The organism is Pseudomonas sp. P5_B3, assembly GCF_056400405.1.
In genome coordinates, this window is sequence record NZ_JBFULI010000009.1 from 20042 (window position 1) to 33382 (window position 13341).

At 59.9% G+C, this 13341-nt stretch carries 11 protein-coding genes; 10 read left to right on the forward strand and 1 reads right to left on the reverse strand.

Annotated features, from left to right (window positions below):
• Window positions 1-17: 17 nt before the first annotated feature.
• The 6 genes from AC1DRN_RS08090 (at window position 18) to AC1DRN_RS08115 (ending at window position 6107) form a co-directional block, all read left to right on the forward strand.
• Window positions 18-626: a LysE family translocator gene (locus AC1DRN_RS08090; RefSeq protein WP_223463097.1), complete on the forward strand. Its 609-nt coding sequence runs from the start codon at window positions 18-20 to the stop codon at window positions 624-626.
• 140 nt (window positions 627-766) lie between these two features.
• Window positions 767-1792, forward strand: a complete 1026-nt coding sequence (locus AC1DRN_RS08095; protein ID WP_457265969.1) for a LacI family DNA-binding transcriptional regulator — start codon at window positions 767-769, stop codon at window positions 1790-1792.
• 152 nt (window positions 1793-1944) lie between these two features.
• A complete protein-coding gene (locus AC1DRN_RS08100) occupies window positions 1945-2727 on the forward strand; it encodes a sugar phosphate isomerase/epimerase family protein (RefSeq protein WP_457265968.1) in 783 nt (260 codons plus the stop codon).
• Window positions 2720-3706, forward strand: coding sequence for a sugar kinase (locus AC1DRN_RS08105; RefSeq protein ID WP_457265967.1), 987 nt, complete (start codon window positions 2720-2722; stop codon window positions 3704-3706). Before AC1DRN_RS08100 ends, AC1DRN_RS08105 begins: the two co-directional genes overlap by 8 nt.
• Before the next feature lie 103 nt (window positions 3707-3809).
• On the forward strand, window positions 3810-5108 hold the full coding sequence (locus AC1DRN_RS08110; protein WP_457265966.1) for an MFS transporter: 1299 nt from the start codon (window positions 3810-3812) through the stop codon (window positions 5106-5108).
• 21 nt (window positions 5109-5129) lie between these two features.
• Window positions 5130-6107 (forward strand): NAD(P)-dependent oxidoreductase, encoded by a 978-nt coding sequence (locus tag AC1DRN_RS08115; RefSeq protein ID WP_223463094.1) that lies wholly within the window; start codon window positions 5130-5132, stop codon window positions 6105-6107.
• A gap of 126 nt (window positions 6108-6233) precedes the next feature.
• On the opposite strand, the gene AC1DRN_RS08120 is transcribed toward AC1DRN_RS08115, so the two are convergent.
• Complete coding sequence (locus AC1DRN_RS08120) at window positions 6234-7421, reverse strand: pyridoxal phosphate-dependent aminotransferase (RefSeq protein ID WP_223463093.1); 1188 nt, start codon at window positions 7419-7421, stop codon at window positions 6234-6236.
• Between the two features lie 291 nt (window positions 7422-7712).
• Here AC1DRN_RS08120 and AC1DRN_RS08125 point away from each other — a divergent pair, with 291 nt between their 5' ends.
• The 4 genes from AC1DRN_RS08125 to AC1DRN_RS08140 all read left to right on the forward strand — a co-directional run bounded on the left by AC1DRN_RS08125 (window position 7713) and on the right by AC1DRN_RS08140 (window position 13319).
• Entirely contained in the window at window positions 7713-8909 is a 1197-nt protein-coding gene (locus AC1DRN_RS08125; RefSeq protein WP_457265965.1) for an RHS repeat-associated core domain-containing protein, read from the forward strand.
• A 423-nt stretch (window positions 8910-9332) separates the two neighbouring features.
• Window positions 9333-9887 carry a fimbrial protein gene (locus AC1DRN_RS08130; protein ID WP_223463091.1) on the forward strand — a complete coding sequence of 185 codons (555 nt, stop codon included), beginning with the start codon at window positions 9333-9335 and terminating at the stop codon, window positions 9885-9887.
• Between the two features lie 173 nt (window positions 9888-10060).
• Window positions 10061-10750 (forward strand): fimbrial biogenesis chaperone, encoded by a 690-nt coding sequence (locus AC1DRN_RS08135; protein ID WP_223463115.1) that lies wholly within the window; start codon window positions 10061-10063, stop codon window positions 10748-10750.
• Window positions 10751-10787: 37 nt separating this feature from the next.
• Window positions 10788-13319, forward strand: a complete 2532-nt coding sequence (locus AC1DRN_RS08140; RefSeq protein ID WP_457265964.1) for a fimbria/pilus outer membrane usher protein — start codon at window positions 10788-10790, stop codon at window positions 13317-13319.
• The last annotated feature ends 22 nt before the right edge of the window (window positions 13320-13341 follow it).

Genomic DNA, 13341 nt, shown 5'->3' on the forward strand with positions numbered 1-13341 from the left:
ACCGGAGTTAGCCCGCGATGCTGCCCTCGTTCCCGACGTTACTGCCGTTCCTGCTGTTTGCCTTTGTGGCTTCGATCACCCCCGGCCCGACCAATATTCTGGTGCTAAGCAACAGCGCTCGATACGGGTGGGTCGCGGCTGTGCCGATCATCGTCGGCGCCTGTGCCAGCGCTGCGACGCTCGTGTTGCTGGTGGGCACGGGCATCGGTTCATCATTGACCGCGTGGCCCGCTGTGCAAAGCGTCATGCAATGGGCCGGCGTGGCGTGGCTGAGTTATCTGGCCTGGCAGATTTTCAGCACCCCGGCGACTGCCATTGCCGCCCGCAACAGCGAAGCGCGCCTCGGATGGATGGGCGCCGCCAGCCTGCAACTGGTCAATCCGAAAACCTGGATGATGGCGCTGGCGGTGGTCAGCGTATTCGCCGGGGGTGGCGAGCATCGCGCCGTGCAGGTGGTGTATTTGTCCCTGGTGTTTTTTCTGGTTTCCCTGCCATGTCTCGCGGTCTGGGCGATGCTCGGCGCCGGTTCAAGCCGCTGGTTGCGCTCACCCCGTGCCATGCAACGCTTCAATCGCTGCATGGGCCTGTTGCTGCTGGGTTCGGCATGGTTGAGCGTGCTGGCCTGACGGTCACTTGTCGCTCATTGTTCGACAATCAACCATTAGGGGCTTGACGGCGAATTGGATTTTGGTGTCTTCTGAAACCGGTTTCAGTGCTGTCTCACGAAGCACTCGACCTTATAAATCCAATAAGAAGGTTTCAGACCGTGAACGATTTCTCCGCCGCCCAGCGCAGCCGCGTGACCATGCTTGACGTGGCCGAACACGCCAAGGTCTCCAAGGCCAGCGTGTCGCGGTTCATTGGCGAAGACCGTGCCCTGCTTTCCGATGCAATTGCCTTGCGCATCGAGCAGGCGATTGCCGAATTGGGCTACCGCCCGAACCAGATGGCCCGCGGCCTGAAGCGCGGCCGAACCCGCCTGATCGGCATGCTGGTGGCCGATATCCGCAATCCTTATTCGATTGCCGTGATGCACGGGGTGGAAACCGCGTGCCGTCGGCACGGCTACAGCCTGGTGGTGTGCAACACCGACCGCGATGACGAGCAGGAACGCCAGCACCTGGCCCTGCTGCGTTCCTACAACATCGAAGGCCTGATCGTGAACACTCTCGGCCACCATCGCGATGAATTGCGCGAACTGCACCGGGAAATGCCGCTGGTACTGGTGGACCGCAAGGTCGAGCAGCTCGAAAGCGATCTGGTCGGGCTGGACAACCCGGCGGCGGTCGAGATGGCTCTGACCCACCTTGAAGCCCAGGGCTACCGCGATGTGCTGCTGGTCACCGAACCCTATGACGGCACCAGTTCGCGAATCGAGCGGGTCAGCAGTTTCAAGGCGCGGATTGCCCAGCGTCCGGCGCTTCGCGGCACGCTCATCGAAACCGGCAGCGAACTGACTGCCCGACTGAAAACCTTCCTCGATGCGCCAGGTCCCGGCCCGAAAGCGCTGTTCTGCGCGAACGGTATCGCGGCGCTGGCCAGCACCCATTCGTTGCGCGAATTGCAGTGCAAGCTGTTCGAGGATGTCGGCCTGATCGCCCTCGATGACCTGGATTGGTACCCCTTGGTGGGCAGTGGCATCACTGCCCTCGCCCAGCCGACTGCCGAGATTGGCGCGAGCGCTTTCGAGTGTTTGCTCAAGCGTTTGCGTGGGGATGACGGTCCGGTGCGGACGGTGGATTTTTCGGCGCGGTTGATTGTGCGGGGGTCGACGCTTGGGAATTTGCGTTGAATGTTAAGACGCCATCGCGAGCAGGCTCGCTCCTACAGTGGATTTGTGAATATAGGCCCATTGTAGGAGTGAGCCTGCTCGCGATGGGGCCCTGACTAGCACCACAAAAAAATTTGAACAAAAATGAAACCGGTTTCAGAGGTAGAAAAACAATGAACAGACCAGCCGTTTCCATCAGCCTTTCCAGCTACGGCGCCGACCTTGTGCGTCAACGCGGCCAAGGCAGCTTCATCGAGATTCTCGCCGCCGCCGGCGCCACGCGCATTGAGTGGCGTGAGGAATTACTGACCATCGAGGACCCCGCTCAACTGGCCGATGCCACTCAAGCAGAAGGCCTGCAGAGCGTGTATTCATCACCCATGGAGCTATGGCTGGCCGGGCAATCCAGACCCAACCCCGAACTGATCACGGCCCTGCAGCGCGCCCAGGCGTTCGGCGCCAAATGGCTGAAAGTGTCGTTGGGCTATTTCACCGACAACTGCGATCTGCAAACCCTCGCCCGAGTGCTGGGCGAAAGCGCCGTGCAGTTGCTGGTGGAAAACGACCAGACCCTGCACGGCGGCCGCATTGAACCCTTCCAGCGCTTTTTCGCGGACGTCGAGCGGCACGAGCTGCCGATCAAAATGACCTTCGATATCGGCAATTGGCACTGGCAGGACCAGTCCGCCGCCAGCGCCGCACGGTTGCTCGGTCGTCATGTCGGTTATGTGCACTGCAAAGCCGTATCGCGCCGCGCCGACGGCAAACTGGTCGCCCTGCCCCCCACCGCCACTGACCTGCATCTGTGGGAACAACTGCTGCGGCACATGGCCCAAGGCGTGATGCGGGCGGCGGAATATCCGCTGCAAGGCGAGGATCTGCTGCAACTCACCACCGAACACGTCGCGACACTGGCCCGCCTCGGTCAACCCCGCCTGGAGAGTGCGCATGTCTGAGTTCGATATCCTGTCATTTGGCGAAACCATGGCAATGTTCGTCGCCGAACAAAACGGCGAGCTGGCCCAGGTCGGTCATTTCCACAAACGTATTGCCGGCGCCGACAGCAACGTCGCCATCGGCCTGTCACGGCTCGGGTTCAAGGTGGCGTGGCTGAGCCGGGTCGGTGCTGACTCCCTGGGTCGCTTCGTGATCGACACCCTGGAGAAGGAAGGCCTGGACTGCAGCAACGTCGCCATCGATTCTGCGCACCCGACCGGTTTTCAGCTCAAGTCGCGCACCGACGATGGTGGCGATCCGGTGGTCGAGTATTTCCGCCGCGGTTCGGCGGCGAGTCATCTGTCGCCGCAGTCGATCATGCCCAAATTGCTCAAGGCCCGGCATTTGCACGCCACCGGCATTCCCCCGGCGCTGTCTGCCACGGCGCGGGAAATGTCCTTCGAGTTGATGACCCGCATGCGCGCCGCCGGACGCAGCGTGTCCTTCGACCCGAACCTGCGCCCGAGCCTGTGGGCGAGTACGCAACAGATGATCACTGAAATCAACCGCCTCGCCGCCTTGGCCCATTGGGTGCTGCCGGGCTTGAGCGAAGGTCGGCTGCTGACCGGTTTCGAAGACCCCGCCGACATTGCGGCGTTTTACCTCGACCAGGGCGCCGAAGCCGTGGCGATCAAACTCGGGCCGCATGGGGCGTACTACCGCACCCACCAGGATCAGGGATTTGTCGCGGGCGTACCGGTGAATACCGTGGTCGACACCGTCGGTGCCGGCGACGGGTTTGCCGTCGGCATGATCAGCGCGCTGCTGGAAAACCATAGCTTTGCCGACGCCGTGAAGCGCGCCAACTGGATTGGCAGCCGGGCGGTGCAGAGTCGGGGGGATATGGAGGGGTTGCCTACCCGATCCGAAATGGTCAGCGAATTTGAGGCCGCCATCGCGAGCAAGCTCGCTCCCACAGGGGATATGTGTCGAACCTAGATCCCTTGTGGGAGCGAGTTTGCTCGCGATGAGGCCAGTAAAGGCACCGAAGATTCAAACCGTTACCTGCTGCGACAAAAACAACAAGCTCAGGAGCACCACCATGAAAACCGCAACCCTCGCCACCCGCCGCTGGTGGTACATCATGCCCATTGTGTTCATTACCTACAGCCTGGCGTACCTCGACCGCGCCAACTACGGATTCGCCGCCGCATCCGGCATGGCGGCGGACCTGATGATTACGCCCGGCCTGTCGTCGATGCTCGGCGCGCTGTTCTTCCTCGGCTACTTTTTCTTCCAGGTACCCGGGGCGATCTACGCGCAGAAACACAGTGTGAAAAAGCTGATCTTCGTCAGCCTGATTCTCTGGGGCAGCCTGGCCACCTTGACCGGGATTGTCTCCAACGCCTGGTGGCTGATCGTCATCCGTTTCATGCTCGGCGTGGTCGAAGCCGCGGTCATGCCGGCGATGCTGGTGTACCTGTGCCACTGGTTCACCCGTGCCGAACGCTCGCGCGCCAATACCTTCCTGATCCTCGGCAACCCGGTGACCATGCTCTGGATGTCGGTGGTGTCGGGCTATCTGGTGCAGCATTACAGCTGGCGCTGGATGTTCATCATCGAAGGTTTGCCGGCAGTGCTCTGGGCGTTTATCTGGTGGCGCCTGGCCGATGACCGTCCGGCCCAGGCCAAGTGGCTCAGCGACCAGGAAAAACAGGACCTGGAAAGCGCCCTGGCCGCCGAACAGGTCGGCATCAAGGCGGTGAAGAACTACGCCGAAGCCTTCCGCTCGCCGAAGGTGATCATCCTGGCCTTGCAGTTTTTCTGCTGGAGCATCGGCGTCTATGGCTTCGTACTGTGGCTGCCGTCGATCCTCAAGGCCGGGGCGCAAATGGACATGATCGAAGCGGGTTGGCTTTCGGCGTTACCTTATCTCGCCGCAGTGATCGGCATGCTGCTGGCGTCCTGGGGTTCGGACAAATTGCAAAAACGTAAACGCTTCGTGTGGCCACCGCTGTTGATCGCCTCGATTGCGTTCTACGGCTCCTACGCCCTGGGCGCGGAACATTTCTGGTGGTCCTACACCTTGCTGGTGATCGCCGGCGCTTGCATGTACGCACCTTACGGGCCGTTTTTCGCCATCGTTCCGGAAATCCTTCCGGCCAACGTGGCGGGCGGCGCCATGGCGTTGATCAACAGCATGGGTGCCCTCGGTTCGTTTGGCGGTTCCTATCTGGTCGGTTACCTGAACAGCTCCACCGGATCGCCCGGTGCGTCGTATCTGTTGATGAGCGGCGCACTGATGCTGTCGGTGGTGCTGACGTTGTGTCTCAAGCCAGGCGCCAGTGACCGGGTCGTGAACAAGGTTGCTGTACAACGGCCAGTGGCTACTCACCCTTGAATTGATGTTGAGATGACGACAATGAAAAAGCAGGTTGTGCTGTACAAGAAACTCTCGCCGGCGCTGATGGCTCGCCTGCAAGCGCAGGCCGAGGTGACGCTGATCGAAAGCCTCGACGCCGCAGGCCTGGCCAGTCTGCGTGATGCCCTGCCCCGGGCTCATGGCTTGCTCGGTGCCAGTCTGAAACTGGATGCCGAGCTGCTCGATCTGGCGCCACATCTGCAAGCCATCGCCAGCGTCTCGGTGGGCGTCGACAATTACGACGTCGACTACCTGACCGAACGGCGAATCCTGCTCAGCAACACCCCGGACGTGCTAACCGAAACCACCGCCGACACCGGGTTCGCGCTGATCCTGGCGACTGCCCGACGCGTGGTGGAACTGGCCAACGTGGTTCGCGCCGGCGAGTGGACGCGCAATGTCGGCGCTGCGCAATTCGGCACCGACGTGCATGGCAAAACCCTGGGCATCATCGGCATGGGACGGATCGGCGAGGCGCTGGCCCAGCGCGGGCATTTCGGTTTTGGCATGCCGGTGATCTACCACAGCCATACGCCGAAACCGGCGGTGGAACAGCGATTCGATGCGCAGTACAGGAGCCTGCCACAGTTGTTGCAGGAGGCTGATTTCGTCTGCCTCACATTGCCACTGACGGCTGAAACCGAAGGACTCATTGGTGCTGAAGAATTTGCCCTGATGGGGCCTGAAACGATCTTCATCAACATCTCCCGAGGCAAGGTGGTGGATGAAACCGCCATGATCGAAGCGCTGCATAACGGGCAGATTCGGGCCGCGGGGCTGGATGTGTTCGAGCGTGAGCCGTTGAATGCCGACTCGCCGTTGTTGCAGCTACACAACGTGGTGGCGACGCCGCACATTGGCTCGGCGACCCACGAAACGCGCGAGGCGATGGCGAAGTGTGCGGTGGATAATCTACTGGCGGCGCTGGGGGGTGAGCGGCCGAAGAATCTGGTGAATGTTCAAGCGTGGAAGGCCTGATGGATCTGGCGATTATGAGATAGCCTTCGCGAGCAGGCTCGCTCCCACAGGGTTTTGTGAACACCACAGATCAAAATGTGGGAGCGAGCCTGCTCGCGAAGAGGCCAGCCAATCTGCACAAAACCCTCAGGCCCGCCTCGCCTCCAGAAGCTGCGACGCACACGACGCAATCCGCCGACACGCATCGGCCAGCTTGCGCCTGTCCACTACCAGTCCAATCCGGATATGCCCCGCCGCACTCGGTCCAAACGCTTCGCCGGCCAGCACCGAAACGCCATAACCGTCCAGTAGTCGCTCGGCAAAACGCTGGGCCGACAGGCCGGTCTGGCGCACGTCGACCATCACGAACATCCCGCCATCCGGGCGTATCGGCCGCAGGCCCGCGCATCCGTCCAGGCTCGCGCACACCAGGTCGCGACGCTGGCGGTACTCCTCGCGCATCGACGCCACCTCGGGCAGCTCCTCTTCCAGGGCCCGTTGCGCCGCCTTCTGCACGAACTCCGGAATACCGAACAGCATGCACAGCGACAGATGTTCCAGGTGATCGGCCAAGGGCTTGGGCCCGATCACCCAGCCCACCCGCCAGCCACTCATGGCGTGGGATTTGGACAAGCTATTGATGGTCGCGGTGCGTTCGGCCATGTCCGGCAGGCTGGCCGGACTGATGTGGTCGCCCTCGTACAGCAGATCGCTGTACACCTCGTCACTGATCAGCCACACGTCATGCCGAATGCACAACGAAGCCAGTGCCTGCCAGATCTTCAGAGACAGGCTCGCACCGGAAGGATTGTTCGGGCTGTTGAGTAAAATGGCCCGGGTTCGTGGCGTGATCAGCGCCGCGACATCGCCCGGATCGACCCGAAAGCCGTTCTCCGGACACACCGCAACAGGCACGACTTTCGCCCCAATGGCACCGAACACGCCCTCATACGTCACGTACATCGGTTCGGCGACAATTACCTCGTCCCCCGGATCGAGCAGGCATTGCGCCACCGAATACACCGCACACTGGGCACCGGGCATGACGATCACATGCTCGGCATCCACCGCCTGCCCGCTCTGTCGCTGATGGCGACGGGCGATGCTGTCGCGCAACCGACGGTTGCCGCGGACTTCCGAGTAATGGGTGTCACCCGCCAACAAGCTGTCTATAGCGGCTAGAACGATAGGTTGCGGGGTATCGAAATCCGGGTCGCCGACCGAAAGCAGCAGTATATCGACGCCCTGTTCGCGCAATTGCACTGCGCGATTGTGTATCTGCCAGGCCGCGGCGCCTTCACCGGCGATGCGTTGGGTCAAGCCTGAATAGCGCATGTGGTTCTCCAGTCGCGCAGGTTCCTGAGTCAACCCTATCTCAATTCACCAAACGCGCCACCCTGGCATTCAAAATCCCTGGCATGGGACGAACGGTGGGGAGAATCGAAGTTTTTTTTTGGGGCAAAACACAGAAGATTCAGGAGGTTCCGGCGAATGAAGGAAGCTACCTGTAATTTGTGACAGGTCCCAAGAATTATTATTCGCGATATAAGAAGACCGAACCGACAGCCGCCCACACAGGCCTCTGACCATCTCGTCAATGCGCAACAAGGCAATCAGAGCGAGACTTTGCGTTTTTATCAGGGCCAGCAACTGAACGCTGTCGTTCAGGATGATCGCCAGACTCAAATCCTCTACAACCTGGACCAGCCCCTAGGGCAACAACAAACGGGTGACACTGCACAAACCTTGCTGTTGATGACTGACGCGAACAACAGCGTACTGGGTGAAAGCCAGCAACGTGACCTGCGCACGGCCGTCTACAGCGCCTACGGCGAACGCCACAGTGATGACGCGCTACAAAGCCTGCTGGCGTTCAACGGCGAAGTGCGTGACCAAGCCAGCGGTTGGTACTTGCTGGGCCGGGGTTACCGGGCTTACAACCCGTGCCTGATGCGCTTTCACAGTCCGGACTCGCTCAGCCCGTTCGGCAGCGGCGGGGTCAATCCTTACACGTACTGCCTGGGCAACCCAATCGCGCTGCGTGACCCGACCGGGCATGAGGCGATCGGCTGGAGTGGCAGGTTGCGGCGGCCGGATGAGGACCAGACGCCTTCATTGTCAGCGGGTGGGGGCGGTGACTGGCTGGCATGGGTGTTTGTGGGTGTCGGAGCACTGTTTACCGTGGGTGCCAGCGTTGCGGCATACAAATCCGTTGTCGTCGCTACAAAATTGGCTGGGAAGGCCTTGATCTCTGCCGCTATCGGTGCTGCGCTGCTTGTAACGAGTGCGACCTTAACGGCTGCATCAACTGTCGCCCATGGATACGCCGCTGCRACCGGTGACGAGGAGGCAAACGAATGGGCAACGTATTTCGTGATTGGGGCGATGGCGACGGGGATACCCGCGATCGGCCGTGGCATTTTTGGGGCGGTGAATAAGTTCTTCACGAGGAGGGCTGCAAACTCGGCGTGGAAAGAGATGTTGGATGAGATACCCATTTACTTGGCACAACAGGCGCCCCGAGCATCCGCCGGAGCCGGAGCCGGAGCCGGAGCCGGGGCCGGGGCCGGGGCCGGGGCCGGCCTTATGATGGACGTGGGTGCACATTTTTCCCACCCTGTTGCAAAGACGCGACGAGCTAAAGAAATATTTGCAGCGTTAAAAACGCCAGACGCACAGAAACGAGCACAAAATCTGGAAAGGCTAATTGCGATTCACCGGCAACCCAGAGCTAAACCTGGATTACCGAATGGGCGTTCAAACGGACCTTCCACCAACGTCAATCAAAATGCTGCGACAAACGGTGAACAAGTTCGTTACTAACATTTAGCTAAACTTCGGCGACAGCTTATCAACTTTGTCGCCGAAGTATTTTTCCATCGCCACTTCGATTTAAAATCCGGTCACAAACAAAAAAACCCCAACACCCGCCACACCAATTTTTTTGTACGCCCTCCTTAAACATCCCTTATCAGTCATCAACATTTTTTTCTCGCAACACACTTTGAAAAGAATAATATCAATATAAACAATAATTTACCGATGAAATCGGCCAATGGCCGGCGCCAGGAATATTCCTACATACCCCGTCGAAATATCAACATAGCGATCACTGTTCTAATTCCAAAACCCCCTCTAAGATCCCTCCCGGTCATGACAACTGATCACAATCAAACCCAGTACAAGTGCTACCCATCCAAAACAACACTATGTACTAATGCGCACCAAACCAACTAAGGATTCACCATGAAAAAACATCTACTCGCACTTTCCCTGGGACTTTCTGCTGCAGTGGCAGGCACTTCCGTGTATGCAAACACCGGCACCATCCATTTCGAAGGCAAGATCAAGAACAGCACCTGCCCGATTGAAATCATCAACCCGGAAGATGGCTCTGTCGGCAATCAGGTGAAAATGGGTAGCATCGAAGCATCCCGCTTTACCGCCGTTGACCAGGAGTACAGGGGCAAGAGCTTTGCATTACGCGTAAGTGGCGGTCCCGGTTGTGGCCTTAAGCCAGCTGACAACACCGCCAAAGTCACCTTCAACGGCACTGCACATGCGGACGACAGTGATTACTTCGCGGTCACCAGCACCCCTGATGGTGCCGGAGGCGTAGCGATCTCACTAAGGGATAGAAGCGGTGCCTCGATCGCGCCGGGCACATCGTCCGTCGATTACGATCTGGCAGATACCGGTTCTACCGACATGGTATTCAACGCCTACTACCGCTCCATCACCCTGCCAGTGACAGCCGGTGCGGCTTCGGCCGACGTCCCGTTCATCGTCACCATCAACTGATAGTCACCCTGCCCTCTTGAACACAGTGCCTGAGTGCGTCGTGTTCAAGCGGCATTTCGATACGTCCGGGTGCAATGTGCTCACCCGGGCGTATGGAGTTAGATCCCATGTCCCGCATACCCCCACCACCGGTAATTTCATGGCGTGCACTGGGCGTCTGCCTGACCGTGCTCATGCTCAATGTACAGGCCCCCACCGCCCAGGCGGCTTTGACCATCGGCGCCACTCGCGTGGTATTCGACAGCGACAAGCGCAGCACCTCGGTGATAGTCGCCAACCCCAGCAACCGGCCGTTCGCCGTGCAAACCTGGGTTAACACGGCCAGTGACGATGACACCGTTGCCGTTCCCTTCATCCCGTCCCCGCCCTTGTTTCGACTCAACCCCGGCAAGGAGCAGCAAGTACAGATCAATGGACTGCCTAACATGCTGCCAAGCGATCGCGAGTCGCTGTTCTATTTCAATGTGCAGGAAATTCCTCAGGCCGACGGCAATGACAGCAATGTCCTGAACATTGCCCTGCGCACCCGTATCAAGCTGTTCTATCGCCCCGTCCAGCTCAAGGACAACCCCGTCACACGCCTCAAGGACCTGCAATGGTCGATCAAGGACCTCAATGGCCAGCCACACCTGATGGTGGATAATCCGACCCCCTTTCACGTGTCATTTGTTCGTATCGAGATGACGGGCAACGGTGAGCATCAGGCGATCAAGAACCCGGACATGGTCGAGCCGCTCAGCCGCCAGACGTTCGCCCTCAAACCAGGCAAATCCAGTCAAGGCTTGCAGGTCGTGTTCTCGGCGATCAACGACTATGGCGGCTACACCGTGCCATTGACCGTGCCAATTCAACTGGCCCCCTGAGGCAGTGCTTCCGCACTAACTGCCAGGAACCATCACCATGACTTTTTCTTTACCCGCCCGCGGGTGCGCGGCCGTGCCTGCGCGTCTGCGCCTCGCTCAGTTGCTCTTCATCGGCAGCAGCGGTGCTCTTTTGCTGGAAATCAAGCCCGCCAATGCCGCTCAGCCGATTGAATTCCAGAGCGGTTTCATGCGCCAGAGCCCGGCACATGCCAGCGACGCCGGCGTCGCGGCCCTGCGCGCCCTGACCCATGCCCAGGACTTGGGACCTGGGCGCTATTGGGTTGATATTCAGGTCAACCTGCGTTACTTCGGCCAGCGCGAAATCACCTTCGAGCCCGGTCCCGAACGCGATCGTCTGTTGCCTTGCCTTTCTCCCGAATTGCTTGAAGAGTTGGGGGTTCGGCTCGACAGCCTGGCCGACCCGACGTTGTTGCGAAGCCCATGCGTCGATCTGTTCGCACTGATCCCCGGTGCCGAGGTCGACCTGGACGCCGGCAAGCTGTTGCTGTCGATTTCCATTCCGCAAATCGCCATGCGCCGCGATGTCATTGGCCGCGTCGATCCGGAGCGCTGGGACTACGGTATCAACGCCGCCTTCGTTAATTACCAGGTGTCTGCGCAACAAGGTACCAGCCGCTATGGCGGGCGTAACACCTCTGACGATCTGTACCTCAATAGCGGCATCAATCTGGGCCCCTGGCGATTGCGCAGCAACCAGTCGATGCGGCAGGACGAAGAAGGTAAACGCGTCTGGAGCCGGGCGTATACCTATGCCCAGCGCGATCTGCCCGGCACCCATGCCAACCTGACATTGGGTGAAACCTTCACCGGCGGCGATGTTTTTCGTAGCGTGCCGATCAAGGGTGCGCTGATCCATTCGGACCTGGGCATGCTGCCCGACTCGGCCCAAGGCTATGCACCGATCATCCGCGGCGTGGCGCAATCGCGCGCCAAACTGGAGGTACTGCAGAACGGCTACCCGATTTATTCCACCTATGTCAGCGCCGGCCCTTATGAAATCGACGATCTGAGCACCGTGGGCGGCGGCGGCGAACTGGAAATCGTCCTGACCGAGGCCGACGGCCAGGTTCGGCGGTTTACCCAGCCATACGCCACGCTCGGCAACCTGCTGCGTGAAGGTATATGGCGCTACAGCGGCGCGGTCGGACGCTACAACGCCACCGGCGACCTCGATGAGCCGCTGCTATGGCAAGGCACTCTGGCGATGGGAACCGTCTGGAACTCGACGCTGTATGGGGGCCTGATGGCCAGTGACTTCTATCGTGCCGGCACCCTGGGCATTGCGAGGGATCTGGGATCGATCGGTGCGGTGGCCCTGGACGTCACTCGATCCGACGCCGACATCGACACCCTTGACACGCAATCTGTTCATGGCATGAGTTATGCACTCAAATATGGCAAATCCTTTGCGACCAAAACCAACCTGCGTTTTGCCGGGTATCGCTATTCGACCGAGGGCTATCGGGACTTCGATGAAGCCGTTCGCCAACGCAGCGCCAGCTCGACGTTCCACGGCAGCCGCCGCAGCCGCCTGGAGACTTCGATTTATCAGCATCTCTGGACCGGTAGCGCACTGAGCCTGAGTCTGTCCCAACAGGATTACTGGCACAGCACTTATCGACAACGTCAATTCCAGTTCACCTTCAGCACCCAACTCAAGGGGGTGAGTTACAACCTGTATGCCTCCCAATCGCTCAGCGATAACCGCAGCAACCGTGAGACCGACCGCCTGTTCGGCCTGAGTGCGTCGTTGCCCCTTGATTTTGGCCATTCCAGCAACGCGACCTTTGATGTACAGCGCAACCGCGACCGCTACAGCCAGCGAGCCAGCCTCGGCGGCAGCGCCGACGACAACCGGCTTAACTACAGCGTCAGCCTGAGCAGTGATGAAAGCCGCCGGCAATCGACAGCATTGTCGGTCGGTTATCAAGCGCCCTTTGGCGCTGTCGGTGCGGGGATGACCCAAGGCCAGGATTACCGCAGCGTTTCAGTCAATGCCAGCGGTGCCGTGCTGTTACACGCCGACGGTCTCGAGACAGGTCCTTATCTGGGCGAAACCAACGCTTTGATCGAGGTGCCAGGCATCGCCGGCGTCGGCGTCATGAACGCGGCGGGCACCAAGACCACCCGACATGGCTACGCCTTGGTGCCGCATATGCAACCCTACCGGGCCAATCAGGTGGTGCTGAAGACCGACGATCTGGGGCCCGAGGTAGAAATCGATAACGGCTCCGCCCAAGTCGTCCCCAGACGCGGCGCGGTCGTCAAAGCCACCTTCCCCGCACGCACGGTCAATCGCCTGATTATTTCTGGCCGAACCGCAAAGGGCCAGCCATTGCCTTTCGGTGCTCAGGTCAGCAATGCCGAAGGCACCCTCATGGGGATCGTCGGCCAGGCCGGGCAAGTGATGCTATCCACCGGCACCGATCCTCAGACCCTCGATGTTCACTGGGGAGAGCAAGCCGACCCGCAGTGCCGGCTGAGTATCGATCCTGAGAGCATGGAGCAGGCTCAAGGTTACCGATTACAGGAACTGACATGTCTTTGAGCATGAAGAAGTCGGCCCACAC

Excerpts from the sequence above, each read along its gene's own strand:
- AC1DRN_RS08090 (WP_223463097.1), top strand. The coding sequence starts at position 18 with ATGCTGCCCTCGTTCCCGACGTTACTGCCGTTCCTGCTGTTTGCCTTT.
- AC1DRN_RS08100 (WP_457265968.1), top strand. The coding sequence starts at position 1,945 with ATGAACAGACCAGCCGTTTCCATCAGCCTTTCCAGCTACGGCGCCGAC.
- AC1DRN_RS08105 (WP_457265967.1), top strand. The coding sequence starts at position 2,720 with ATGTCTGAGTTCGATATCCTGTCATTTGGCGAAACCATGGCAATGTTC.
- AC1DRN_RS08110 (WP_457265966.1), top strand. The coding sequence starts at position 3,810 with ATGAAAACCGCAACCCTCGCCACCCGCCGCTGGTGGTACATCATGCCC.
- AC1DRN_RS08115 (WP_223463094.1), top strand. The coding sequence starts at position 5,130 with ATGAAAAAGCAGGTTGTGCTGTACAAGAAACTCTCGCCGGCGCTGATG.
- AC1DRN_RS08120 (WP_223463093.1), bottom strand. The coding sequence starts at position 7,421 with ATGCGCTATTCAGGCTTGACCCAACGCATCGCCGGTGAAGGCGCCGCG.
- AC1DRN_RS08130 (WP_223463091.1), top strand. The coding sequence starts at position 9,333 with ATGAAAAAACATCTACTCGCACTTTCCCTGGGACTTTCTGCTGCAGTG.
- AC1DRN_RS08135 (WP_223463115.1), top strand. The coding sequence starts at position 10,061 with ATGCTCAATGTACAGGCCCCCACCGCCCAGGCGGCTTTGACCATCGGC.
- AC1DRN_RS08140 (WP_457265964.1), top strand. The coding sequence starts at position 10,788 with ATGACTTTTTCTTTACCCGCCCGCGGGTGCGCGGCCGTGCCTGCGCGT.